We start from the raw sequence: 24,471 nt of genomic DNA, 5'->3' as shown, positions 1-24,471 counted from the left end.
CCCGCACTGCGACGAAAGGATCGAACACGTGAGCCTCGCCGACAGGGGGACCACCGTCACGGAGACCGGCGTGAGCGGGGAGCAGCCCGTCCGGGGGCGGCCCCGCAGCGAGGCGGTCGAACGGGCCATCCTCGAGGGCACGATGAAGCTGCTGGAGGACGGTGTCTCGCTCGCCGAGATCTCCATCGAGCGCATCGCCCGTACCGCCGGCGTCGGCAAGGCCGCCATCTACCGCCGGTGGAGCGGCAAGGAGGAACTCTTCGTCGACGTGCTGCGCGCCGCCGAACCGCAGGACCCCGAACTCCCCGGCACCTCCATGCGCGACGACCTGGTCGTGCTCCTCGAGGCGCTGCGGCGGCGGGGTCTCGCCAACCGCTCCTCGGCGATCCTGCACAACGTCCACGCCCAGATGAAGAGCAGCCCGAAGATCTGGGCGGCCTACCACAACACGGCGATAGAACCCCGGCGCAGGATGGCCGTCGAGGTCCTGCGCCGGGGTCAGGAGAACGGCGAACTGCGCGCCGACCTGGATGTGGAACTCGTGAACGACATCTTCGTGGGCCCCATGCTCGTCCGCGCGATCATGCGCCCCGACGCCGATCTCCCCGACGACCTCCCCGCGCGCATCGTCGACACGCTGCTCGCCGGGCTACGCCCCGTCAGTTCCTCGCCGCGGTAGCCCCAATGTGCGCGTTTCGTCACAGACCGGGCCCTGTCGCCCGGGACCGGAACCCGTAGGGCCACGCCGGTCGTCCTCGTGCCCGTACGGCCGTCACAGGACGGCGAGATCAAAGCCGATCATCCCCTAGGGTCGTACCCGGGGGAACGGACGGTGTGCAAGGCAGGCAGTGAGGCGACGGTATGGCGCAGCAGGCGTACATGACGGAGACGGACGACAACGGAGGCTCGGGTCCCGAGCCTCGGGGAGTTCGGCTCCGGCGCCTGATCGGCACCCTGTTCGGCCGGATCGGCGCGGGCTGGCGAGGTGATCCGGGCATCTGGCGGCGGGGTCTGGTCCTCACCGGGTTCGCGCTGGCGTTCTCCCTGGTGATGGGGCTGCATTCGCGCATCCCCAACCGCTACGGCAACCTCGGCAGTCTGACGGAGACGTTCCTGCCCTGGATCGGCCTGTTCGTGCCGGTGCTGCTGGTGCTGGCGCTGGTGCGCAAGTCGGCGATCGCGCTGATCGCCGTCGTCCTCCCGGCCGTGGTCTGGCTGAACCTCTTCGGCGGGCTCCTCGTCGACCGGACCGGCAGCGGCGGCGACCTCACCGTCGCCACCCACAACGTCAACGCCGACAACCCGGACCCGGCCGGCACCGCCCGTGACGTGGCCGCGTCCGAGGCCGATGTGCTGGCCCTGGAGGAGCTGACCGCCGCGGCGGTGCCGGTGTACGAGAAGGCGCTGGTGGCGACGTACAAGTACCACTCGGTGCAGGGCACGGTCGGCCTGTGGAGCAGGTACCCGCTGAGCGCGGTGAAGCCGGTCGACATCAAGCTGGGGTGGACGCGCGCGATGCGGGCGACGGTCACGACGCCGGAAGGACAGGTCGCCGTCTACGTCGCCCACCTGCCGTCGGTGCGGGTGAAGCTCCAGGCCGGGTTCACCGCCCGCCAGCGCGACAAGAGCGCGGACGCGCTGGGCGAGGCGATCGCCGACGAGAGGCTGACCCGGGTGGTCCTGCTCGGCGACCTCAACGGCACCATGAACGACCGCTCGCTCAACGCCGTGACCTCCCAGATGCGCTCCACGCAGGGCGCGGCGGGCAGCGGCTTCGGCTTCAGCTGGCCCGCGTCGTTCCCGATGGCGCGGATCGACCAGATCATGGTGAAGGGCGTGGAGCCGGTCACCTCCTGGACGCTGCCGCAGACAAGCAGCGACCATCTGCCGGTGGCGGCGCGTGTGAAGGTCACCACACCTTGACCAGGGGGTCGCTCGCTGGAATAGCAGGCCGAGGGGACTTTGTTCCGTACTTGAACATACGACACGTATGCTGAACGGAACCCACTCTCCCTGAAAGGCAAGTCCCTCATGCCCCTGGCCCTGCTCGCCCTGGCCGTGGGTGCCTTCGGAATCGGCACCACGGAGTTCGTGATGATGGGCCTGCTGCCCGATGTCGCGGACGACCTGCATGTCTCGATCCCGACGGCGGGACATCTGGTCTCGTCGTACGCGCTCGGCGTCGTCATCGGCGCGCCGCTGCTGGCCGCCGTCACGGCACGGATGTCCCGCCGGACCGTCCTGATCTCCCTGATGGGTCTGTTCGTCGTGGGCAACGCCCTGTCGGCCTTCGCCCCCGGCTACGACTCGCTGCTGGCCGCCCGCTTCCTCAGCGGTCTCCCGCACGGCGCGTTCTTCGGCGTCGGCGCGGTGGTGGCCACCAACCTGGTCGCCCCGGAACGCAAGGCCCGCTCGGTGTCGCTGATGTTCCTCGGTCTGACCGTCGCCAACATCGCGGGCGTCCCCGTCGCCACCCTCATGGGCCAGCACCTCGGCTGGCGCGCGACCTTCCTCGGCGTCAGCGTGATCGGCCTGGCCGCGATCGCCTCCCTGGCCCTGCTGATCCCGCGCGACCACACCCACGCGCCCGCCGTCGGGCTGCGCCGCGAGCTGGCGGCCCTGCGTTCGCTGCCGGTGTGGCTGGCCCTCGGCACGACGGTGGCCGGCTTCGGCGCCCTGTTCTCCGCCTACAGCTACATCACCCCGATGCTGACGGACTCCGCCGGCTACGCCGACTCCAGCGTGACGCTGCTGCTCGCGCTGTTCGGCGTCGGCGCGACGATCGGCAATCTGGTGGGCGGCCGGCTCGCCGACCACGCGATGCGCCCGACCCTGTTCGGCGGCCTGACGTCCCTGGTGGTCGTCCTGGCCCTGTTCCCGCTGCTGATGACGACCGCGTGGGGCGGCGCGCTGGCCGTGGTCCTGCTGGGCGTGGCGGCGTTCGTGACGGGTTCGCCGCTCAACCTGATGGTGATGGAGAAGGCGGCCGCGGGCCCGTCGCTGGCCTCCTCCGCCAACCAGGCCGCGTTCAACATGGCCAACGCCGGCGGCGCCTGGCTCGGCGGCCTGGCCCTCACGGCCGGCCTCGGCGTGACCTCACCCGCGCTGGCGGGAGCGGTACTGGCGGCCCTGGGCCTGGTCGTGGCAGGCGTCGCGGCCGCGGTCGACGCCCGCCGGACCCCGCAGACCACCGGCCGCGAGCGCGTCGTCGCGACACACGTGCCGCGGACCGTGGAGGCGGGGGTCCGTCACTGACGTCCCTCCAGGTGTGACATGCGGTGGCCCGCGACGTGCGGGCCACCGCATTTCAGGTTTCCGGACGGGCCAGGCGGCCGAGCAGGGCCGTCACGTCGTCGCGGGACACCGGCTGGAAGAACAGCGCGTCGGCCTGCTCGACCGCGGCGATCGCGCGCGGGGCCAGGTCGGCGCCCGTATCGGTGACACGCAGCCGTTTGGCGCGGGTGTCGGCCGGGTCGACCTCACGCTCGATGAGCCCCTTGTTTTCCAGGGTGCGCAGCACCTGGGAGGTCATCTTGACGTCCGTGCCGGCCTGGCGGGCGAGGGCCAGCTGGTTGGGGTGCTCGCCCTGCGTGTTGAGCCACCAGGCGCAGGCGAGCAGCACGAACTGCACGTGGGTGAGGTCCAGTGGTGCCAGGGCGGCGGCGATCTCGCGCTGCCAGCGCAGGGTGGTGTGCCACAGCAGGAATCCGGGGCTCTCGCCGGGGCTGAGGGGCATCAGCGCTGAGCCAGCCCGACCAGCGCGGCCATGGTGTCGGGCCAGTCGGCCGTGATGGCCGGGCCGATCTGCGGGCCGGCCTCGTCCGCGCCGGTGCCGGTGATCTCCATCCGGTACGCCACCCGGACCCGGCTCCGGTCGATCGGGTCGATCCGGTGGACGGTGCGCAGCAGCAGGTCGCCGAAGCGGGCCTCGTCGACGAACCGTTCGCCTTCGACGGCCTCGGCGACACGCAGCACGATCGCGTCGTCCCCGGGCGGCGTCATGGTGATCTGCGCGCCCGCCGCGAACGGACCGTCGATCTCGATCTTCTCGATCTCCGCGTTCCAGATCCCCCAGTTCGGCACATCGGTCCAGAGCCGCCAGATCGCCTCGGGCGTGGCGTCGGTCTCGATGCTGTGCTCGTACTCCCACATGCGGGCCCCCTCGATCAGATGGTGTATCCGTAGATTATCTGCGCGCAGACTAAATGTCGAGTGCGCGGCGGGACTCACCTCGGTGGGTCGGTGCCCGCGCGGGAGTGGCCTGTGGGTGGGGGTGCCGGCGGTGCAGTCGGCGGGACTTCCGACGGGACTTCCGGCGGTAACGGACGCCCGGTCGGGAGCCTCGGGATGCGGCGGCGTCTGTGTCGCAGGCGCGGTCGCAGGTGCAGTGCAGCAGCGCAACAGTGCAGGTGCAGGTGCAGGTGCAGGTGCAGGTGCGGGGTGAGGCCGCAGCGAGACCGCCGACCGGCTCGACGAAGAGGCGCAGGAGTACGTACCTCGCCGCGCAGGTCACGCGTCTGCCCACCGCCGTCGCCACAAGCTCGGGTCACGCCGTCCGTCCGCCCGGCACCGGCGGTCGGAACCCGGACGATCGGTCGACCCGACCCGACCCGACCCGCGTAAGTCAGGACGGTCGGCCGGTGTCACACCCGATCCGGGCGGCGATCGCCCGCGCGCAGTCCAGGGACTCGGTGTGGGTGGTGTCCACCTCCAGGTCGTACCGGACGCCCTGGTGGACCAGATCCGCCTGGGCCGCGGCCATGCCCGGGACCCGGTCCCCGCGGGCGAGTTCGCGGCCCGCGGCGACCGTGCTCTCGCATCTGACACCCACCCAGAGCACGTCCAGTCCGGCGAGGGCCTGCCGCCACTCCTGCCGGGACGCGGCTCCGCCGAGGAAGACGTCGTCGATGACGACCCGGGCGCCCGCGCGGACCGTCGCGGCGACCCCTTCCCGCCACGCCGTCTGGAGCGTCCGGAACTCCGGCCCGACACTGACCCCGCCGTCCGCGGTGAACTCGATGCCCGCGTCCGAGGTCCGCAGGGACGCGGGCATGGCTTCGAGCAGCGAGTCGACCCCGACGGCGAGCCACGGATCCGGCAGGACCGCCTGGAGACACCGGACGATCCCGGACTTGCCCGAGCTGGAGCCGCCGTTCAGCACGATCACCTGAGTTGTCACCGCGCCACAGTAGGGGCGCCGCGCACCTCGGCCGAAACGTATTTCGGAGCCCGGGGGGCGACCGTCAGACCGACTCGCGCCAGCCGTTCGTGATCGGCAGGCGGCGGTCCTTGCCGAAGCCCTTCGCCGAGATCTTCGTGCCCGGCGGGTACTGGCGCCGCTTGTACTCGGCGGTGTCCACCATGCGGAGGGTCTTGACGACCAGCTCACGGTCGTAGCCCGCCGCGACGATCGCGTCGGCGCCCTGGTCCCGGTCGACGTACAGCTCGAGGATCGCGTCCAGGACGGGGTAGTCCGGGAGCGAGTCGGTGTCGACCTGGCCGGGGCGCAGCTCCGCGCTCGGCGGCTTGGTGATCGAGTTCTCGGGGATCGGCGGGGTCTGGCCCCGCTCCGCCGCGGCGCGGTTGCGCCACTCCGCGAGCCGGAAGATCCACGTCTTGTAGACGTCCTTGATGGGGCCGTACGCGCCGACCGAGTCGCCGTACAGGGTCGAGTAGCCGACCGCCAGCTCCGACTTGTTGCCGGGGGCGAGGACGATGTGGCCCTCCTGGTTGGAGACGGCCATCAGCAGGGTTCCGCGCAGCCGCGACTGGAGGTTCTCCTCCGCCAGACCCGTCAGGCCGAGCGAGCCCATGTAGGCGTCGAACATCGGCTCGATCGGGACCGTGCGGAAGTTCAGACCGGTGCGGCGCGCCAGCTCGGCCGCGTCGCCCTTCGAGTGCTCGGAGGAGTACTTCGACGGCATCGACACGCCGTACACGTTCTGCGCGCCCACCGCGTCGCACGCGATCGCCGCGACGAGCGCCGAGTCGATACCGCCCGACAGCCCGATGAGCACCGACCGGAAGCCGTTCTTCGCGACGTACGCGCGCAGGCCCACGACCAGCGCCGAGTAGATCTCCTCGGCGTCGTCCAGCCGCTCCGCGTACCCGCCGCTCAGCTCGGGCTCGTACGCCGGGACGGGGTCCTGGGACACCACGACGCGGTCGATGCGCAGACCGTCGTCCACGACACCCGTGGGAGCGTCGGCAGAGGCCGCCGGCAGGTCGAGGTCCAGGACCACGCACCCTTCGGAGAACTGCGGCGCCCGCGCGACGACCTCGCCGTCGCGGTCGACGACGATCGAGTCGCCGTCGAAGACCAGCTCGTCCTGGCCGCCGATCATCGCGAGGTAGGCGGTGGTGCAGCCGGCCTCCTGGGCCCGCTTGCGGACCAGCTCCAGACGGGTGTCGTCCTTGTCGCGCTCGTAAGGGGAGGCGTTGATGGACAGCAGCAGACCGGCCTCGGCGGAGCGCGCCGCGGGCACCCGGCCGCCGTCCTGCCAGAGGTCCTCGCAGATGGCGAGGGCCACGTCGACGCCGCGCACCCGCAGCACCGGCATGGTGTCGCCCGGCACGAAGTAGCGGAACTCGTCGAAGACGCCGTAGTTCGGGAGGTGGTGCTTGGCGAAGGTCAGGATCACCTCGCCACCGTGCAGCACCGCCGCCGCGTTGCGCGGCGAGCCGGCCGGGCGGCCGAACTTCGGCCGGCCACCCTCGGACCGGTCGAGGTAGCCGACGACCACCGGCAGTTCGCCGAAGCCCTCGTCGGCGAGGCGGACGGCGAGTTCGCGCAGGGCCGTGCGGGAGGCCTCGACGAAGGAGGAGCGCAGGGCGAGGTCCTCGACGGGGTACCCGGTGAGCGCCATCTCCGGGAACGCCACGAGATGCGCTCCCTGCTCGGCGGAGTGCCGGGTCCAGCGGAGGATCGTTTCGGTGTTGCCGACGAGGTCGCCGACACGCGAGTCGATCTGGTTCAGAGCGAGACGAAGTTGAGGCACGCGCATCAGTGTAATCGTCAATGCGACGCGATGGGGGGCGCGGGGTGTCGGATACCCCACGCCCCCTCCGCGTCCGACGTGTGCACGGCACGCGGACGACCTGCTCAGCGCCTGCGGTACGACTCCACGTAACCGTTTGCGGGCGTACCCACGCCGGTGACGTCGTCGTAGCCCTTCACGGCGGACAGCGAGCTGTCCTTGCCGAGGCTGCGGACGGAGGTCAGCAGCCCGTCCGTCGCGTCGTAGCTGTTGGCGAAGTCGACGCGCGCGACCGCGAGCCCGGACCCGGTCGGGTTGTCCGTGACGTCGTGGTAGACCCGCGAGCCGTACTTGGAGTAGATCGACGGGTTGGCGAAGCCGATCGCCTTGCCGCCGCGCGCCTCCTGGCCCAGGGCCTGCACGGCCGCGATGACCGGCGCGGCCAGCGAGGTGCCGCCGATGCGGTACTCGCTGTACTGCTCGGTCCCGTCCGGGAAGGTCTGGGTCTGGCCGACCCTGAAGCCGGTGTTCGGGTCGGCGATCGCCGAGATGTCCGGGACGACGCGGTTGCCGGCGGCGCTGTTGGCCGTGGCGAGCGCCTTCGGGACGACACCCTTCTGGTAGTACGGCTCGGCGACGGTCTTGCTGGTGCCGCCGCCCGCCCCCGAGGTGTACGCGCCCGGGAAGTCCGTCCAGCTCTTGCCGTCGGCCGACAGCGAGGCCTTGTCGGTGCCCCAGCCGGTCTCCCACAGGTACTTGTCGTTCTTGCCGACCGCCAGCGAGGTACCGCCGACCGCCGTCACCCACGCGGAGTTGGCCGGGGTGTCGACCTGCTTCGTGCCGGTGTTGGCGACCTCGTCGCCGTTGTCGCCGGAGGAGAAGTAGAAACCGATTCCCTCGACCGCGCCGAACTGGAAGACCTGGTCGTAGGCGGCCGCGAGGTCCGGCGTCTGGTTGGCCTCGATGTCGCCCCACGAGTTGGAGACGATGTCGGCCAGGTGGTTGTCGACGATCTTGCTGAGCGAGTCGAGCAGATCGTCGTCGTAGCAGGACGCGGCGCCCACGTACGTGACGTTCGCGGCCGGTGCGACCGCGTGCACGGCCTCGACGTCGAGGGTCTCCTCGCCGTACCAGCCGGCCGCCCCGCACTCCTCGGTCCGCGTGTAGTCCGACGGCAGGACCTGGGTCAGCTGCCCCGTCTTCCAGCGCGCGTCGCCGTGCGCCTTCGCGTAGGTGGCCGCGTCGTAGGCGATCGTCGGCGAGGCGTACGCGTCGGTGATGGCGATGCGCACCCCCTTGCCGGTGTAGCCGCCCGCGCCGTACGCGGCCCGCAGCTGCTTGCCGGTGTACCCCTGCACGGCGTACGGGATCTTCTTGCCGTACGCCGAGGGGAGGGTGCTCGCGGTGTTGGAGCCGTAGTACGAGGAGAACGGCCCGGAGTTCTTGAACACCGCGTCCGGCGGCGGGAGCTGGTCCTTGGACGCGGCCTTGTGCGGTGCGTTGTCCAGGCCGGTGACGGTCAGGACGGCGCCGTCCAGGCTCGCGGGAGCCGAGGCCGACTTCGACGGCGCGCGGTAAGTCCTGCTGCCCTTGGTGTAGTTGTGCAGCTGGGTGCCGAACGCCTTCTCGACGGCTGCCACTTCACCGCTGACCGACACATAGTGCCGGGTCGTGCCGGTGATCTTCAGACCGGCCGCCGTCAGCCACGACCTGACCGCGGCCACCTGGGCCTCGGTCGCGCCGAAGCGGGCCTGGGACTGCTGGGCGGAGAGGTACTTGCCGTAGGAGGGCGAGGCCGGGTCGGACACGGCCTTCGCGTACGCGGCGAGGCCGGCGGCGTCCCGTCCCGCGAGGTAGACGCGGGCGGAGACCTGGGCACTGTCCGAGGTCGAGCCCTTGTCCGCCTTGGCCGTGGCCCACGCTGGCTTGGTCCCGGCCAGCGTGTCACGGGTCGGGCTGTCCGCGGCGTGCGCGGCGGGTATGCCGAGCGCCAGCGCGCCGGCGATCATGGGCAGTGTCGCTGCCATGCTCGCTCCGGCGCGCAGCGCGGCGCGGTTGGATCTCATAGGACCCCCTGTATGTGGTTCGACGCGAGTGGATCACTCGGCGTGCTGGCCACTCTTGCGATGAACCGTTCATGCCAGGGGAATGCGAACACCAAGAAGCGCCCAAGTGACCGCTTGCTGGGCTGATTTGACGGATACGTCCGCGAAATCGAGGGAAAACCCTATGGATTGTTCCCGTGAGTCGGCCAGGTCAGGTCCTACGGCTGGGCTCCCCGGGCCTTCAGCAGGTCCGTCATCAGGTCGATCTCCGACTGCTGCGCCTCGACCATGCCCTGCGCGAGCCGCTTCTCCACGCCGACCGTGCACTTGTCCACACAGCCCTCGGCCATGTGGATACCGCCCTTGTGGTGCGCGGTCATCAGCTGCAGGAAGAACACCTCGGCCGCCTTGCCGTTCAGCGTCCCCAGCTTCTTCAGCTCGGTGTTGGTCGCCATGCCCGGCATCAGCGCGCCGTCCTCGCCGTCGGCCATGTCGCCCATGCCCATCCAGCTCATCGGCGCCTTCGACGACACCTTCGGCAGCCCCCACAGATCGAGCCAGCCCAGCAGCATGCCGCGCTGGTTGGCCTGCGTCTGCGCGATGTCGTAGGCGAGTCGCCTGATGTCCTCGTCGGTCGTCCGGTCCCGCACGATGTACGACATCTCGACGGCCTGCTGGTGGTGCACCGCCATGTCCCGGGCGAACCCGGCGTCGGCGGAGTCGGCGGCGGGCGCCGCGGTGTCCGCCGAACCGTCCTCGGCGACGGAGTAGGTGATGGCCCCGGCGGCGACGAGCACTCCGGCCACGGCCACCGCCACTCCCGCGTACCTCACTTCGACAGACCACCCGTGCAGGCGGCACCCGGCTCGGGCGTCTGCTCGCCCTGCACGAACTTCTCGAGGAACGCGTCCACGTTCGCGTCGCTCGCGCTCGTCACCGTGCGCTGGTGGCCCCACGCGGTGAGCATGATCGGGTCGGCCTGGGCGTCGTCCGGGCTCATGAGTGTGTAGGGCGTCTTCTTGACCTTGGCGGCGAGGGCATCGACGTCGGCCTTGCTCGCCTTGCTGTTGTACGTCACCCAGACCGCGCCGTGCTCGAGCGAGTGCACGGCGTTCATGTTGTCGAGGGCCTTGGTGTAGACGTCACCGTTGCAGTTCATCCAGACCTGGTTGTGGTCCCCGCCGACGGGGGGCTCGGTCGGGTACTTCACGGTCTTCGTGACGTGGGTACGCCCGAGTGTGCCCTTCCACGTCTTGACGCCGTCCGCACCGGTGACGAAGTGACCCGAGGCCGCCTTGCCGTCGGCGGCGGTGTCCTTGTCGTCGCCGGACTGCGACTTCACGACGAACACACCACCGGCGACCAGTGCGACCACGGCGACGACACTGCCGCCGATCACGAGAAACCGGTTACGCCGCTCGCGGGCCTGCTCGGTCCGCCGCATCTCCTCTATGCGCGCCTTGCGCGCCGCGCTGCCGGTCTTGTTGGCGGAACCCATGAGGCCTGTCCTTCTGGGGAAAAGGGGCGGGACGGTCGGGGTGTGCGAGTCCGCTGATCGTAATGGGGAGATGGGGAAAGTCGTAGACGGGTCACAGCCAAGAGGCGGGCGAGGGGGAGTGCGGGCGAATAATTTGAATCGGAGATGCGCATTATCTACGCTTCCTCCCATGCGGCTGTTGCGATCCACCGACCTGGCACTGCGCGTCCTCATGCGACTCGCGGTGGCGGGCGACACCCCGGAGGCCACCCCCACCACCCGTGACGTGGCCGCCGCCATGGAGGTCCCCTACACCCACGCGGCCAAGGTGGTCGCCGAGCTCCAGCACATGGGCCTGCTGGAGGCCCGTCGGGGCAGGGGCGGCGGCCTGGCCCTCACCGACCGGGGCCGCGCCGCCTCCGTCGGTACGGTGGTCCGCGCCTTCGAGGGGGACGGCGACGTCGTCGACTGCGAGGGCGCCACCCCCTGCCCCCTGGCATCGGCCTGCCGGCTGCGTGGCGCCCTGCGCCGGGCTCAGGAGGCGTTCTTCGCGTCCCTGGACCCGATCACGGTCGCGGACATCGTGGCGGAACCGACGGGTCCGCTGCTGCTGGGGATCTCGAGGCTCGCTTGACCGGCGTCGCGCGGGCCGGCGCCGTGGGTCGGCGATGAGGCCGGGGCGTCGCGCACATCGGAGCGGATCGCCGTCGTGAGGGCCCGGGCGTCGGCCCGTGACCGGAGGCGGGTCCGTGTTCGCACCCCACGTCAGCCGTGGTTTCCGGGTCCCGCCTGCCCCGTCCTTCACGCTTCCCCCCTGGCAATGCGGTTGTCGCCACATCGCCGGGCCGGATTGGATGGCCCGATGGAACGCATCGAAGCAGAGCTGTTCACCGCCGGCGGCAACAACGCCGTAGTCCGCCTGCCCGGCCGACGCTTCCCCGGGGTCCTGGTGCAGGGCGACTCCCTGCACATCCTCCGCACCGACATGGCGGAGCTGGTGGAGGCGTGCGACCGAGGTGACCTGGGCGACGCCCGCGACGCCGCCGGGCTCCTCCTGGCCGGCCTCGACGCCCTGCTGGAGCGCTACGGCGCAGCGTTGGACGAGCACGAGATACCGCGGCCGTACTGAGCCGGGCCGTCCCGCGCCGTTCCCCCGGCCGTTCCCCGCCCGGCGCCGCGACCCCGGGCTCGCCGCGGTCCGGGAGCGGACGGGCCGCGGCGAGAGTGGGACGAGGGCGGAGCAGCGTGCAGGGCGGGGTGCAGGGCGGGTCGTCCGGGCGGGCTCAGGTCCCGGAGATGGTGATGGCCAGGTCCGTGATGTTCAGGGGGAACTGGCCGATGGCCGTCGTGTCGCCGGTCAGGACGTCGACGCCGTACAGCGACGGCGTGCTCGCGCCGTACGGCGTGAGCGTGGCGAAGGCGGCGTACGAGGTGGTCTTGCCGTTGGTCAGGTAGCTGAAGATGTCCAGGCCCGCGTTGAGACCGGCGTCGAAGCCGAGCAGACCGGTCGTGACGAGGTTGCCCTCGTTGGGCGGCGACTGGATGACTACCTGATCGTTGAGCGTGTCGACGTCGATCAGGGTCGTCCCCGTGGACCCGACCAGGTCGTTGTTGGTGTACCCGGCGGCGGTCACGCCCTGCACCGCCGTGGTGGCCGGCGGGATGTTCAGTGCGGTGTCGGTGGCCGTGGTGTGGTCATTGAGGTTGTGCCGCAGGTTCTGGCCGTAGTCGCTGATCACCCGGAGCCGGTCGGCCGCCGGGTTGAAGTCGATGTCGAAGGTCGTGCCGTAGAGCGCGACCTGGAGCTGCGAGACCTTGGTGACGACGACGTCGGCGGTGGCCGGCGGGGTCTTGATCGTGTAGATGCCGCCCTTGTCGCCGAGGCCGTACAGGAGGCCGTTCTGCACCCGGTGGTCGATCCCGAGCAGTTTGGTGTCGCCGCTGAGGCCGGTGACGAGCCGGACCCAGTCGAGCACCTGCGGCTTGTCGGTGGTGAACGTGGCCATCAGCGTGCCGTCCCCGGTGATCCCGAAGGCCCGCAGGCCGGGGACGGCGGAGGCGGCCGAGCCGGAGCCGGGTGCGCCGACCATGAGCGCGGTCGCCGCGGAAATCATGGCGACCGTCGCCGCCAATCTCTTTCTGGTCCCTGTTTTCACTGTCGTCTTCCTCCCGTTCGAAAGAACGTCATTTCCTCGCACCGCACCGCAGCGGAATGGCAGTGGAATGGCAGCGCTTCAGGCGTCCTGGACGTCGCTGAACGGCGAGGGAATGCGTGGACCGCGTTGGATGCGTCGGCTGCGCCGGTGGCGCCGACCGACATGTCGAGCTGTTGCCGCACCGAAGTGATCCTCCGTGGGCGGCTGCGCGGTTCCCATTAAGCCCAGGCCGTGGCGGCCTCACAAGCGGATCCGGCGACAAGTACGCCCTGATTCAGGAACTTTGCGCAGGATGACAAACGCGACGTCGGCACATCCTTCATCGATTCACCCGGATTGATAAACGCCCGTCCGGATTTCACCTGTCGACGCTCACGGCCGCGATGGCATGCTCACGCCCATGGGGAGTCTCTTCGGCGAGCTGGCCCGGCAGGCGACGGCCAACGCGCGCCGCGAGGTGGAGACTTATGCGCGCGAGATCCCGGAGCTCGGATCCCTCGACGTGAACTCCCGGGCCAGGGCCGAGACGCTTGAGTACTCGGTGTGGTTCAGGCATCGCACGGTGGAACTCGCGCCGGAGAACGGCGGGTTGACCGAGGACGACCTCGGCTACATCACGTCGATGGGTGCGTCACGGGCCGGGTCGGGCATGTCGCCGGAGTCGCGGCAGCGGGTGCTGAGCGTGCACACCGCGCTCATGCTGCGCGAGATCAACGAGGCGACGGAAGCCCAGCGCGGCGGCCATGTCGAGGAACTCATGCGGATCATGAGCTGGTTCGCCCCGCAGGGCGAGCGCGGTATCGGCGCCTACCGCGAGGGCTTCGTGACGGTGATGCGGCACCAGGTGCCCTACGTGGAACAAGTCGCCCTGCTGGCACGGTCGTTGCTGGCCGAGGACCCCGGCGCGGAGGAGCTCGCCCTGGTCGCGGGCATGGAACTGGCCGACCACTACGCGGTGACGGTGATCCGGGTGCCGGACCGCCCGGCCGGCGATCGCGACCTGGAGAACGAGATCGAGGCATTGGTGAAGACGTACGGGGTGCCGGCCACCTGGTGCCCGGAGCGCGGCGGCGGAGGAGGCGGCGGGCGCGGGGGCGGTGAGCTGATCGTCCTGGTTCCCTGGACCGCCGGGGTCGCCGGGGTCGTCGGGACCGCGCGGCGGCACCCCGCGCCCGACCTCGCGCCCGAACTCGTCCCGGATCCCGCCCCGGACCTCGTACGGGACCTCTTGCAGGACTTCGCCCAGGCTCTCGGCCGCCCCTGCGCCGCCGGTACCGCCTCCGCACCGCTGTCGGAGTTGTCCGGTGCCCTGGACCGGGCCCGGCGGATCAGCAGGGCGGCCCCGCTGCGGCGGGCGTCGACGCGACTGAGGCCGCACACCCTCGCGGACGTCTTCGTCGAACTCACGGTCGCGGACGTGCCGTTCGTCGACGAGTGGCTCCGGACGGTGGTCCGGAGCCTGCGACCGGGCCCGGACCTGCTCGTCACCCTCGACGCCTACTACCGCCACGACATGAACCGCGGCTCGGCGGCGACGGCCCTCAACGTCCACCCGCGCACCCTGGACTACCGCCTTCGCCGGGTGCGGGAGCTCACCGGCATCGACCCGGGATCGACGCACGGTGTGCGCATCCTCAGTTCGGCCGTCACGCGGAGCCTGTCGCGCGCGTGGAGCTGAGCCGGGCGGGGACGGCGAGGGCGGATCGCGTGTCGTGCGGGCCCCTTCTCAGGACCGTGCCAGCCACAGGTCCGGGCCGAACACCTCGTAGTGCACGTCCGCCGGGGCGACCCCCTTCTCGATCAGCTGCGCCCGCACCGCCCGCATGAACGGCAGCGGTCCGCACAGGTACGCGCGCGTGCCCGGCGCGACGGGGACGTCCGCGAGGTCGGCCAGGCCGGTCCGGGCGTGCGCCGGGGCCTCCCGCTCGTACCAGAGGTGCACGGACGCGTCCGGCAGCTTCGCCGCGTACGCCTCGTGGTCCGTGCGCAGGGCGTGGTCCGCGGGGGAGCGGTCGGCGTGGACGACCGTGACCGGCGCGTCGTGGCCGGTGGCGGCGAGGTGGGCCAGCATCGCCACGATCGGGGTGACGCCGATGCCGGCCGAGGCGAGGAGCAGAGGGGTGCCCGCGGCGTCGGCGAGGACGAGATCGCCGTACGGCTCGGAGAGCTCCAGCACGCTGCCCGCACGCACGCGCGCGTGGAGGTGGTTCGAGACCTCGCCCTCGGGTGTCGTCGCCCCGCCGGGCACCCGCTTGACGCTGATCCGGCGCACGTCGGCCCCTGGTGCGCCGGAGAGGCTGTACTGCCGTATCTGGCGTGCTCCGTCGGGCAGTTGCGTGCGGACGGACACGTACTGGCCGGCGCGGAAGTCCCCGACCGGTGCGCCGTCGACCGGGCGCAGGCCGAAGGTGACGACGTCCCCGGTCTCCCGGACGCGTTCCACGACCTCCCACTCGCGCCATGCGGCGCCCCCGCTCTCCTCGTACAGGCGGCGCTCGATCGCGATCAGCGCGTTCGCCATCAGCCAGTAGACCTCGTCCCAGGCCGCGGCGACCTCGGGGGTGACCGCCTCGCCCAGGACATCGGCGATGGCGGCGAAGAGGTGCTCGTGGACGACCTCGTACTGCTCGGGCGCGATGCCGAGGGAGGCGTGCTTGTGGGCGATGCGGGTGAGCATCGCGTCGGGGCGGTCCTGCGGGCGGTCCTGCGCGGGCTGGACGAGACGCGCGGCGAAGGCGGCTATGGACCCGGCCAGAGCCTGGCGCTGGGTGCCCGCCGCCTGGTTGCCGCGGTTGAACAGGTCCCGGAGGAGGTCCGGATGCGCCGCGAAGAGGCCGGCGTAGAAGCGCTCGGTGATCTCGCCGATGGCCGCGCCCACGGCGGGGAGGGTGGCGCGGACGGTGGCAGCGGACTGTTCGGACAGCATCGGGGCTCCTCAAAGCTCACTCGGTGTTCTGCTGTCCGGCACGCTAGTTAAACTTGCATCTTAGATGCAAATTAAATGGGTGTGGCGGGACGGAGGGGGTGGGGCATTACGGATGTCGGTGCGAGCAGGCAAGATGGGCAGCAGAGCAGTACGCCCGCCGGACGTGCGGCAGTACATCTGCCGGACGTGCGGCGTTCAGGCCCGGGTCGCCGAGGCGATCATGGTCGGCAACGCGCATGAAATGGTGTTGTGGTGTGATGCTCGGGTGCCCGACCGCCTCTCCGTGGGACGGGAAACAGGCGGCCTGACCAGCAAGGATGGGGAAGCGCAAGATGGACAAGCAGCAGGAGTTCGTGCTCCGGACGTTGGAGGAGCGCGACATCCGGTTCGTACGGCTGTGGTTCACGGACGTGCTGGGCTTCCTCAAGTCCGTCGCCGTGGCCCCGGCCGAGCTCGAACAGGCCTTCGACGAGGGCATCGGCTTCGACGGCTCCGCGATCGAGGGCTTCGCCCGGGTCTACGAGTCCGACATGATCGCCAAGCCGGATCCGTCCACCTTCCAGGTGTTGCCCTGGCGCGCGGAGGCCCCCGGTACCGCCCGGATGTTCTGCGACATCCTCATGCCGGACGGCTCGCCGTCCTTCGCGGACCCGAGGTACGTGCTGAAGCGTGCCCTGGCGCGCGCCTCCGACCTGGGCTTCACCTTCTACACCCACCCGGAGATCGAGTTCTTCCTGCTGAAGAACAAGCCGACGGACGGCTCCCGTCCGACCCCGGCCGACAACTCCGGCTACTTCGACCACACCCCGCAGAACGTGGGCATGGACTTCCGCCGCCAGGCGATCACCATGCTCGAGTCGATGGGCATCTCGGTCGAGTTCTCCCACCACGAGGGCGCCCCCGGCCAGCAGGAGATCGACCTGCGCTACGCCGACGCGCTCTCCACGGCCGACAACATCATGACGTTCCGCCTGGTCATGAAGCAGGTCGCGCTGGAGCAGGGGGTCCAGGCGACCTTCATGCCGAAGCCGTTCTCCGAGCACCCCGGCAGCGGCATGCACACGCACCTCTCCCTCTTCGAGGGTGACCGCAACGCGTTCTACGAGTCGGGCGCGGAGTACCAGCTCTCCAAGGTCGGCCGGTCCTTCATCGCCGGCCTGCTGAAGCACGCCGCCGAGATCGCCGCCGTCACCAACCAGTGGGTCAACTCCTACAAGCGCATCTGGGGCGGCTCCGAGCGCACGGCCGGCGCGGGCGGCGAGGCGCCGTCGTACATCTGCTGGGGTCACAACAACCGCTCCGCGCTGGTCCGCGTGCCGATGTACAAGCCCGGCAAGACGGGCTCCGCGCGCATCGAGGTCCGCTCCCTCGACTCCGGCACCAACCCGTACCTGGCCTACGCCATGCTCCTCGCCGCCGGCCTCAAGGGCGTCGAGGAGGGCTACGAGCTTCCGCCGGGCGCCGAGGACGACGTCTGGGCCCTCTCCGACGCCGAGCGCCGCGCGATGGGCATCGAGCCCCTCCCGCAGAACCTGGGCGAGGCCCTGAGCCTGATGGAGCGCAGCGACCTCGTCGCCGAGACCCTCGGCGAGCACGTCTTCGACTTCTTCCTGCGCAACAAGCGCCAGGAGTGGGAGGAGTACCGCTCCGAGGTCACCGCCTTCGAGCTGCGGAAGAACCTGCCGGTGCTGTAAGGGCAGGTCGGGGCGGGTTTCCCGCTACGGCGACACGTGGGGCCGACGGTCGTGGACCGCCGGCCCCACGACGTCTCACCGGTTCCGGGCCGGCTCAGGGCCGTCTCCGGGACGTCCGGTCCCGGAGGCGGCGCTCCCCGCACCGCCCGGGGCTCAGCGTGCGCGAAGTGCCTGGTGGGCGCCGTACGCTTCGATGAAGGCCTGGACCGACGGCAGGTCGTTCGCGGATCGGTCGGCATGACCGCGCACCCTGCCGGAGCCCTACCGGGCCTTCAGTTTCGCCAGGACCTGGTGGAGCGGTTCCGTCTCCCGGCGGCGGTACTCCTGGATCGCCCAGCCGTTGCCGTCGGGGTCCTTGAAGTACATGAAGGTCGCTCCGTCCTGCGGTGCGAACTGCTGGGGTTCGCTGACGTCCAGGCCGCGGGCGGTCAGTTCCTCGTACGCCGCCTTCGCGTCCGTCACGCAGAGCTGCATGCCGTGGTAGGTGCCCGGCTGCGGGGTTCCCGTCGGGACCTGGAGGCCGTCGACCAGGGCGATCGAACAACCGGAGCCGGGCGGGGTGAGCTGGACGATGCGTACGCCCTCCATGACCTCGCCGTCGAGGTCGACGTGGAAGCCGACCTTGTCGCGGTAGAACTCCTTGGCCCGGTCCACGTCGGACACCGGCAGCAGGATCACTTCTAGGGTCATGTCCATGGCTTGACTCCCTTGTCGCGGCCGTCGCTCTGTCGGTACAGAACCGAGGTCCTGCGGCACCGAAGTCCCGCAGAACCCGAAGTACCACAGAACCGGAAACCGCGCCGGGGCGCCACCGAAAGGCCCGGGTTACGCTCAGGTGCGTACGACCTTGATCCGAGGGAGGGCCGGGGATGATGGCGCCGGGGCGCAGGAGCAGTACCTTCACACGGCTGCTGCGGCACGGCTTCACCGACCCGTCCGCCGCCGAGCGGCTTCTGGACGGGCCCGAGCTGTCGCCGGTGCGCGACGATCCCTTTCTGCTGGAGGCGCTCGGCGCCACCGCCGATCCCGATCTCGCCCTGCACGGTCTCGTCCGGCTGCTGGAGGCCCAGCCCGCCCCCACCGCCCGTCGGGAGCTGCTCGACACGCTGATAGCGGCCAAGCCGCTGCGCGACCGGCTGCTGGGCGTGCTGGGCGCGTCCGCCGCCCTCGCCGACCACCTCGCCCGGCATCCGCGGGACTGGGAGGCGCTGGTCACGTACGAGCCGCGGGACCTGCATCCCGGGGTGGAGGAGTTCGAGCGGGGCCTGGCCGAGGCCACGGACCCCGTGTCGCTGCGCGTCGCCTACCGGCGCTGCCTGCTCTCCATCGCGGCGCGTGACGTCTGCGGGACGACCGATCTCGCCGAGACCGCCGCCGAGCTCGCCGATCTCGCCACCGCCACGCTGCGGGCCGCCCTGGGACTCGCCCGGGCCGCCGCGCCCGACGACGCCGCGTTGTGCCGGCTCGCCGTCATCGCGATGGGCAAGTGCGGCGGGCACGAGCTGAACTACGTGTCCGACGTCGACGTGATCTTCGTGGGGGAGGCCGTCGACGGGGCCGACGAGGGCAAGGCGCTGCGGGCCGCCGCCAAACTGGCCGCACACCTGATGCGGATCTGTTCCGAGACCACCGTGGAGGGGTCCATCTGGCCCGTCGACGCCAATCTGCGGCCCGAGGGGCGCAACGGGCCGCTGGTGCGGACGCTGTCCAGCCATCTCGCCTACTACCAGCGGTGGGCCAAGACCTGGGAGTTCCAGGCCCTGCTGAAGGCGCGGCCGGTGGCCGGCGACCTGGCACTGGGGGCCGAGTACGTCGCCGCCGTGGGGCCCCTGGTGTGGCAGGCCGCCGAGCGGGAGAACTTCGTCGTCGACGTGCAGAAGATGCGGCGCCGGGTCGTCGAGAACATCCCCGTCGCCGAGGTCGACCGTGAACTGAAGCTGGGTCCCGGAGGACTGCGGGACGTCGAGTTCGCCGTACAGCTGTTGCAGCTGGTGCACGGGCGGGCCGACGCGTCCTTGCGGAGCGGCACCACGCTCGACGCCCTCCAGGCGCTCGCCGCGGGGGGTTACGTCGGGCGCGCCGACGCCGAGCAGTTGGACGTCGCGTACCGCTTCCTGCGCTCCATGGAGCATCGGATCCAGCTCTACCGGCTGCGGCGGACCCATCTGGTCCCCGAGGCCGAGACCGACCTGCGGCGGTTGGGCCGCTCACTCGGACTGCGCACCGACCCGGTCGCCGAGCTCGGCCAGGAGTGGAAGCGGCACGCCGCCGTGGTGCGTCGGCTGCACGAGAAGCTGTTCTACCGGCCGCTGCTCGACGCCGTCGCCCAACTCGCGCCGGGTGAGACCCGGTTGAGCCCGAAGGCGGCCCGGGAGCGGCTGGTCGCGCTCGGGTACGCGGACCCCGCGTCCGCGCTGCGCCACCTGGAGGCGCTGGCCTCCGGCGTCACGCGCAAGGCGGCCATCCAACGCACCCTGTTGCCGGTTCTGCTCGGCTGGTTCGCGGACTCCGCCGACCCGGACGCGGGCCTGCTCAACTTCCGCAAGGTGTCGGACGCGCTCGGCAAGACGCCCTGGTATCTGCGGTTGCTGCGGGACGAGGGCGCCGCCGCGGAGAACCTCGCCCGGGTGCTGTCCGCCGGGCGGCTCGCCCCCGATCTGCTGATGCGGGCGCCGGAGGCGGTGGCGCTGCTCGGTGACGGCGACGGCGGGGGGCTCGCGCCGCGCGGGCGGGCGCATCTGGAGCAGGAGATACTCGCCGCGGTGCGACGGGCCGACGGCGTGGTGCAGGCGGTCACCGCGGCGCGTGGGGTCCGTCGGCGCGAGCTGTTCCGTACGTCCGCCGCCGACATCGTCGCCTCCTACGGGACGGAGGCGCAGCCGGTCGAGGCTGATCAGGGCGCGCTCGTGGACCTGGTGGGCGGGGCGGTGTCGGACATCACGGCCGCCACGCTGGCCGGCACTTTGCGCGCGGTCGTGCGGGACGGCTGGGGCGACACGCTTCCGACGTCCTTCACCGTCATCGGCATGGGCCGCTTCGGCGGTCATGAACTGGGCTACGGCTCCGACGCCGACGTCCTGTTCGTGCACGAGCCCCGGGACGGCGTCGACGAGCGCGAGGCCGCGGAGGCCGCGAACAAGGTCGTCTCCGAGATGCGCCGGCTGCTCCAGATCTCCAGTGCCGATCCGCCGCTGCTCATCGACGCCGACCTGCGTCCGGAGGGCAAATCCGGGCCGCTCGTGCGCACGTTGAAGTCGTACGAGGCCTACTACCGTCGCTGGTCGCTCGGTTGGGAGTCGCAGGCGCTGCTGCGAGCCGAAGTCGTCGCAGGGGACGAGGAGTTGGGGCGTCGGTTCATCGAGCTGATCGACCCCCTGCGGTATCCGGCGGACGGGCTCGGCGAGGAGGCCGTCCGGGAGATCCGGCGACTGAAGGCCCGCATGGAGTCGGAGCGGATGCCCCGGGGCGCCGATCCGAAGCTGCACACCAAGCTCGGCCCCGGCGGCCTGTCCGACGTCGAGTGGACCGTGCAGTTGGCCCAGATGCGGCACGGTTCGACGCATCCGGGGCTGCGGACCACCCGCACCCGCGAGGCCCTCGCCGCCGCGCGCGACGCAGGCATCGTCCAGGACGAGGACGCGGCGACGCTCGACGAGGCGTGGGTACTGGCGACCCGGGTGCGCAACGCGGTGATGCTGGTGCGCGGACGGGCCGGGGACACCTTCCCCTCCGACCCCCGGGAACTGGTCGCGGTGGGGCGGTACCTGGGGTACGGCCCCGGGCGGGTGGGAGACATGCTCGACGACTACCGGCGCACCGCGCGCCGGGCTCGGGGCGTGGTGGACGAGCTGTTCTACGGGGGCTAGGGCGCGTCTGAGCATTCCCGCCGGGCGCGCGGCGCCCGGCACGGCACCTCGCCGCGTTGTCGGATCACCCGGGTACATCCGGTACGCGGGCGATCCTCCGCCCTGCGACGCACCGCACCGGACGCCGCGCGCCGATCCGACGCGCATGGCCGGACACGCCCTAGGGCCGCTGGACCACGGGCCGGGTCGCACCGCCGCGCCGCGCGTCCGCCGGCCCGCGCGTACGCGACCCCGTGTTCCGCCGGGTCAGCCCCACGCCCACCAGCACCACCGCCATGCCCGCGAGGACGCGTACGCCTATCTGCTCGTCCAGGACCGCGGCGCCGAGCGCTACCGACACGACCGGGAGCAGATAGCCGACCGTCGCCGCCGTCGTGGGGCCCTCGTCCGCTATCAGGCGGTAGTTGAGGTAGAAGGTCACGCCCGTGCCGAGGACGCCCAGCGCGGCGACGGCGAGCAGGGCGGTGGCGTCGGGACGGAAGGGACCCGCCGCGGGGAGGGCCAGGGTGCTCCAGGCCGTGGCGGTGAGGAGCTGGGCCGCCGACATGGCCATCGGGGTCTCCGAGGCCGTCAGGTGCCGGGCCATGTAGGCGAAGGCCACCGCGTAGCTCGCCGCCGCGGCCAGCAGGTACAGGGCGGGCAGGCTGAGCAGGCCCTCGTGGTGCCAGGGGGCGAAGATCAGGACCGTACCGGCGAAGCCCAGGACGAGACCGGCCAGGCGCACGGGACGCAGAGCCCGGTCCGTGCCCAGGCCGATCCCGATGAGGAGCGACCAGAGAGGGGTCGTGGCGTTGAGGACGCCCGCGATGCCCGAGTCGAGGTGCTGCTCGCCCAGGGCGAAGAGGGCGAAGGGCAGCGCGTTGCAGAACAGGGCGGCCACGGCGAGGTGACCCCAGATGATCCGGGACCGGGGGAGGCGTTGGCCTGCCCGGCGGGCCAGGAACAGCAGGACGGCCGTGCCCAGGACGCACCGGGCGACGGTGATCTGGGCGGGGGTCAGACCGTGGGTCAGGGCCAGCTTGATCCAGAGGAAGCCGGAGCCCCAGAAGAGGGCGAGCGCGGCCATGCGGAGCGTGGAGGCGAGGGGCATGTCCCTACGGTCGTCCGCCTGATCTGTGAGGACAAGTGAAATGTTCTGGATGGTTCGTTAAGCTGTGCTGCATGCTTGATGTGCGGCGGATGCAGGTGTTGCGGGCGGTCGTCGGAAACGGGTCCGTGACGGGGGCCGCGGCCGCGCTGGGGTACACGCCGTCCGCCGTCAGCCAGCAGATCGCCGCCCTGGAGAAGGAGGCGGGGGCCGCGCTGCTGGAGCGGGTCGGGCGGGGCGTACGGCCCACGGCTGCCGGACTGCTGCTCACCGAGCACGCGGAGGCCATCGGGCGGCAGGTCGCCGAGGCCGAGACGGCGCTCGCCGACCTGCTCGCCGGGCGGACCGGGCGGTTGGGGGTGCGGTACTTCGCCACCGCGGGGGCCGGGCTGGTGGCGCCGGCCGTGGCGCGGCTGCGGGAGGCGCATCCCGGCGTCCGGATCGAACTGAAGCTGACGGTCGATCCCGAGGACCCGGTGGCGGAGGTGCGGGAAGGGCGGGCCGATCTGGCGTTGCTGGTGACCAGGGAGGGGCGGCAGGACGGTGGCGTACGGCTGCTGCATCTGCTCGACGACCCCTATCTCGCCGTCCTGCCGCGCGGGCACCGGCTCGCCGGACGGCGGAGTGTGCGGCTGGCGGAGCTGGCCGAGGAGGCGTTCGTGGGCAGCGAGTGGCCGGGGCCCTGTCTCGACGCCCAGCTGGACGCGTGTGCGGTGGTCGGGTTCCGGCCCCGGTTCATGGTGCAGAGCGAGGACTACGTGACCGCCCAGGGGTTCGTCGCCGCCGGTCTGGGCGTGAGCCTGGTACCCCGGCTGGGGCTCGGCAGCCGGCACCCGGGGGTCGTCGTGCGAGAGGTGCGTGACCCGGTGCCGGTGCGGGCCATCCAGGCGGTGGTCCGCGAGACGGCGCCGCCGCAGCCCGCGCTGGACGCGTTCATCGAAGCGCTGAAGGGGGCCGCGGGAGCGCCGTGAGGGTCCGTGCCACGCCGGCCGGGCCACGGCGGCGTCGGTAGGGCCGCCGCGGCACCCGCCCTCCCGCGCGGCACCCCGCGGGCTGTGCGGCACCGCCGGTCACCGCGGTACCCCTCGGGCTACGCGGAGCCGTCCGCCCGCAAGGTCCCCGCGTGGTTCATGAGTCCCGTCAGGCCCACCTCGAAGGCCTGGTCCGCCCGGCTCTCGGCCACCGCCACCAGCGCCTCTGCCAGATGCGGGGTGGGGCTCTCCTCGGTCAGTTCCCACATCGTCTCGGGGGCCGCCAGGACCAGGGCCGAGCCCAGCACCAGGTTCTCCAGGGCGGTGATCAGCGGCATCACGGAGCGCGGCGCCCGGCGTGTGCTGCCGAGCGACAGGTGCCGCCGAGCGTCAGGCCTTCGTGGGGAGCAGGGGTCTGCCCTGCCCCTTCGGCGGCACCCTTCTCGGCAGGGCGTACGGCAGGGCCCCGTACCAGACGCGGGCCACCGCGAAGCCGAAGGCCAGGCAGAGGACGCCGCCCACGGCGTCCAGCCAGAAGTGGTTGGCCGTCGCGACGATCACCACCAGGGTCGCCGTCGGGTACAGCAGGCCCAGGATGCGCACCCAGGGCAGCTTGGCCAGCGCGAACACGGTCAGACCGCACCACACGGACCAGCCGATGTGCATGGACGGCATCGCCGCGTACTGGTTCGACATGTGCTTGAGGTCGCCGGAGGCCATCGAGCCCCAGGTCTGGTGGACCATCACCGTGTCGACGAAGTCGGCGCCCGGCATCAGCCGCGGGGGCGCCAGCGGGTACAGGTAGTAGCCGACCAGGGCCACGCCCGTGGTGGCGAAGAGCACCAGGCGCGTCGCCGCGTAGCGCCCCGGGTGGCTGCGGTAGATCCAGACCAGGACGGTCAGCGTGACGATGAAGTGCAGGGTCGCGTAGTAGTAGTTCATGCCCACGATGAGCCAGGTCACCGAGTTCACCGTGTGGTTGACCGACTCCTCGAAGGCGATGCCGAGGCTGTGCTCCACGCGCCAGATCCAGTCCGCGTTGCGCAGCGCCTCGGAGCGTTGTTCCGGGACCGCGTTGCGCACCAGTGAGTACGTCCAGTAGCTCACGCCGACGAGGAGGATCTCGAACCAGAGGCGAGGCCGGCGGGGGCTGCGCAGCCGGTGGAGGCGGCGCTGCCGGGGCGCGGCCGTGACGGGGTCTGGAAGGGCCTGGTCACGGCCTTCCAATGGCGTCACAGTCGATTCACCCATGGACACAAAGTCTGCCAGAAA

General features: G+C 71.3%; 21 protein-coding genes and 1 pseudogene. 9 read left to right on the top strand and 13 right to left on the bottom strand.

Annotated elements, in window-relative coordinates; all coding sequences use genetic code 11:
• The first annotated feature begins 28 nt into the window (after positions 1-28).
• The 3 genes from OG736_RS13720 (at position 29) to OG736_RS13710 (ending at position 3,255) form a co-directional block, all read left to right on the top strand.
• Positions 29-679, top strand: coding sequence for a TetR/AcrR family transcriptional regulator (locus OG736_RS13720; RefSeq protein ID WP_442817031.1), 651 nt, complete (start codon positions 29-31; stop codon positions 677-679).
• Between the two features lie 182 nt (positions 680-861).
• Positions 862-1,923 carry an endonuclease/exonuclease/phosphatase family protein gene (locus tag OG736_RS13715; RefSeq protein WP_327182683.1) on the top strand — a complete coding sequence of 354 codons (1,062 nt, stop codon included), beginning with the start codon at positions 862-864 and terminating at the stop codon, positions 1,921-1,923.
• A gap of 108 nt (positions 1,924-2,031) precedes the next feature.
• Positions 2,032-3,255 carry an MFS transporter gene (locus tag OG736_RS13710; RefSeq protein ID WP_327182682.1) on the top strand — a complete coding sequence of 408 codons (1,224 nt, stop codon included), beginning with the start codon at positions 2,032-2,034 and terminating at the stop codon, positions 3,253-3,255.
• 52 nt (positions 3,256-3,307) lie between these two features.
• Here the strand turns inward: OG736_RS13710 and OG736_RS13705 are convergent, their stop codons facing one another.
• The 7 genes from OG736_RS13705 to OG736_RS13675 all read right to left on the bottom strand — a co-directional run bounded on the left by OG736_RS13705 (position 3,308) and on the right by OG736_RS13675 (position 10,520).
• Entirely contained in the window at positions 3,308-3,736 is a 429-nt protein-coding gene (locus OG736_RS13705; RefSeq protein WP_327182681.1) for a MarR family winged helix-turn-helix transcriptional regulator, read from the bottom strand.
• Positions 3,736-4,152, bottom strand: a complete 417-nt coding sequence (locus OG736_RS13700; protein WP_327182680.1) for an SRPBCC family protein — start codon at positions 4,150-4,152, stop codon at positions 3,736-3,738. Before OG736_RS13700 ends, OG736_RS13705 begins: the two co-directional genes overlap by 1 nt.
• Before the next feature lie 472 nt (positions 4,153-4,624).
• Entirely contained in the window at positions 4,625-5,179 is a 555-nt protein-coding gene (gene cpt / locus OG736_RS13695) for a chloramphenicol phosphotransferase CPT (RefSeq protein ID WP_327182679.1), read from the bottom strand.
• Positions 5,180-5,243: 64 nt separating this feature from the next.
• Positions 5,244-6,998, bottom strand: a complete 1,755-nt coding sequence (locus tag OG736_RS13690; protein ID WP_327182678.1) for an NAD+ synthase — start codon at positions 6,996-6,998, stop codon at positions 5,244-5,246.
• Positions 6,999-7,102: 104 nt separating this feature from the next.
• Positions 7,103-9,043: a S53 family peptidase gene (locus OG736_RS13685; protein WP_327182677.1), complete on the bottom strand. Its 1,941-nt coding sequence runs from the start codon at positions 9,041-9,043 to the stop codon at positions 7,103-7,105.
• A gap of 197 nt (positions 9,044-9,240) precedes the next feature.
• Positions 9,241-9,855, bottom strand: coding sequence for a DUF305 domain-containing protein (locus OG736_RS13680; protein ID WP_327182676.1), 615 nt, complete (start codon positions 9,853-9,855; stop codon positions 9,241-9,243).
• A complete protein-coding gene (locus OG736_RS13675) occupies positions 9,852-10,520 on the bottom strand; it encodes a thioredoxin-like domain-containing protein (RefSeq protein ID WP_327182675.1) in 669 nt (222 codons plus the stop codon). The genes OG736_RS13680 and OG736_RS13675 overlap by 4 nt, the downstream gene beginning before the upstream one ends.
• A gap of 169 nt (positions 10,521-10,689) precedes the next feature.
• Here OG736_RS13675 and OG736_RS13670 point away from each other — a divergent pair, with 169 nt between their 5' ends.
• Positions 10,690-11,133 (top strand): RrF2 family transcriptional regulator, encoded by a 444-nt coding sequence (locus OG736_RS13670; protein WP_054237999.1) that lies wholly within the window; start codon positions 10,690-10,692, stop codon positions 11,131-11,133.
• A gap of 228 nt (positions 11,134-11,361) precedes the next feature.
• On the top strand, positions 11,362-11,628 hold the full coding sequence (locus OG736_RS13665) for a DUF6959 family protein (RefSeq protein ID WP_020126760.1): 267 nt from the start codon (positions 11,362-11,364) through the stop codon (positions 11,626-11,628).
• A gap of 154 nt (positions 11,629-11,782) precedes the next feature.
• On the opposite strand, the gene OG736_RS13660 is transcribed toward OG736_RS13665, so the two are convergent.
• Positions 11,783-12,613, bottom strand: coding sequence for a DUF4394 domain-containing protein (locus tag OG736_RS13660; RefSeq protein ID WP_327182674.1), 831 nt, complete (start codon positions 12,611-12,613; stop codon positions 11,783-11,785).
• A 442-nt stretch (positions 12,614-13,055) separates the two neighbouring features.
• Between OG736_RS13660 and OG736_RS13655 the strand changes: the two genes are divergently transcribed.
• Positions 13,056-14,333, top strand: coding sequence for a PucR family transcriptional regulator (locus tag OG736_RS13655; RefSeq protein WP_327182673.1), 1,278 nt, complete (start codon positions 13,056-13,058; stop codon positions 14,331-14,333).
• 48 nt (positions 14,334-14,381) lie between these two features.
• Here OG736_RS13655 and OG736_RS13650 read toward each other — a convergent pair whose 3' ends face one another.
• The gene (locus OG736_RS13650) at positions 14,382-15,581 is read right to left on the bottom strand and encodes a globin domain-containing protein (protein WP_327182672.1); all 1,200 of its coding nucleotides are present in this window, start codon (positions 15,579-15,581) and stop codon (positions 14,382-14,384) included.
• Between the two features lie 332 nt (positions 15,582-15,913).
• On the opposite strand from OG736_RS13650, the gene OG736_RS13645 reads away from it, so the two are divergent.
• Positions 15,914-17,275, top strand: coding sequence for a gamma-glutamylpolyamine synthetase GlnA2 (locus OG736_RS13645; protein ID WP_314224050.1), 1,362 nt, complete (start codon positions 15,914-15,916; stop codon positions 17,273-17,275).
• Between the two features lie 261 nt (positions 17,276-17,536).
• Here the strand turns inward: OG736_RS13645 and OG736_RS13640 are convergent, their stop codons facing one another.
• Positions 17,537-17,971 carry a VOC family protein gene (locus OG736_RS13640; RefSeq protein WP_327182671.1) on the bottom strand — a complete coding sequence of 145 codons (435 nt, stop codon included), beginning with the start codon at positions 17,969-17,971 and terminating at the stop codon, positions 17,537-17,539.
• 173 nt (positions 17,972-18,144) lie between these two features.
• Between OG736_RS13640 and OG736_RS13635 the strand changes: the two genes are divergently transcribed.
• The gene (locus tag OG736_RS13635) at positions 18,145-21,141 is read left to right on the top strand and encodes a bifunctional [glutamine synthetase] adenylyltransferase/[glutamine synthetase]-adenylyl-L-tyrosine phosphorylase (protein ID WP_327182670.1); all 2,997 of its coding nucleotides are present in this window, start codon (positions 18,145-18,147) and stop codon (positions 21,139-21,141) included.
• A gap of 160 nt (positions 21,142-21,301) precedes the next feature.
• Here OG736_RS13635 and OG736_RS13630 read toward each other — a convergent pair whose 3' ends face one another.
• Positions 21,302-22,231, bottom strand: a complete 930-nt coding sequence (locus OG736_RS13630) for a DMT family transporter (RefSeq protein ID WP_327182669.1) — start codon at positions 22,229-22,231, stop codon at positions 21,302-21,304.
• A 71-nt stretch (positions 22,232-22,302) separates the two neighbouring features.
• Here OG736_RS13630 and OG736_RS13625 point away from each other — a divergent pair, with 71 nt between their 5' ends.
• Positions 22,303-23,199, top strand: coding sequence for a LysR family transcriptional regulator (locus OG736_RS13625; protein ID WP_327182668.1), 897 nt, complete (start codon positions 22,303-22,305; stop codon positions 23,197-23,199).
• 119 nt (positions 23,200-23,318) lie between these two features.
• Here OG736_RS13625 and OG736_RS13620 read toward each other — a convergent pair.
• Positions 23,319-23,540: pseudogene (locus tag OG736_RS13620) on the bottom strand (TetR/AcrR family transcriptional regulator); the annotation flags it as partial.
• Between the two features lie 49 nt (positions 23,541-23,589).
• Positions 23,590-24,450 (bottom strand): phosphatase PAP2 family protein, encoded by an 861-nt coding sequence (locus OG736_RS13615; RefSeq protein ID WP_327182667.1) that lies wholly within the window; start codon positions 24,448-24,450, stop codon positions 23,590-23,592.
• Between the last annotated feature and the right edge of the window lie 21 nt (positions 24,451-24,471).

The sequence above is a fragment of the Streptomyces sp. NBC_01334 genome (assembly GCF_035983595.1).
GTDB lineage: Bacteria > Actinomycetota > Actinomycetes > Streptomycetales > Streptomycetaceae > Streptomyces > Streptomyces coriariae.
Note: the sequence above shows the minus strand (reverse complement) of the source record. Positions and strands in the feature narration are given on the sequence as shown.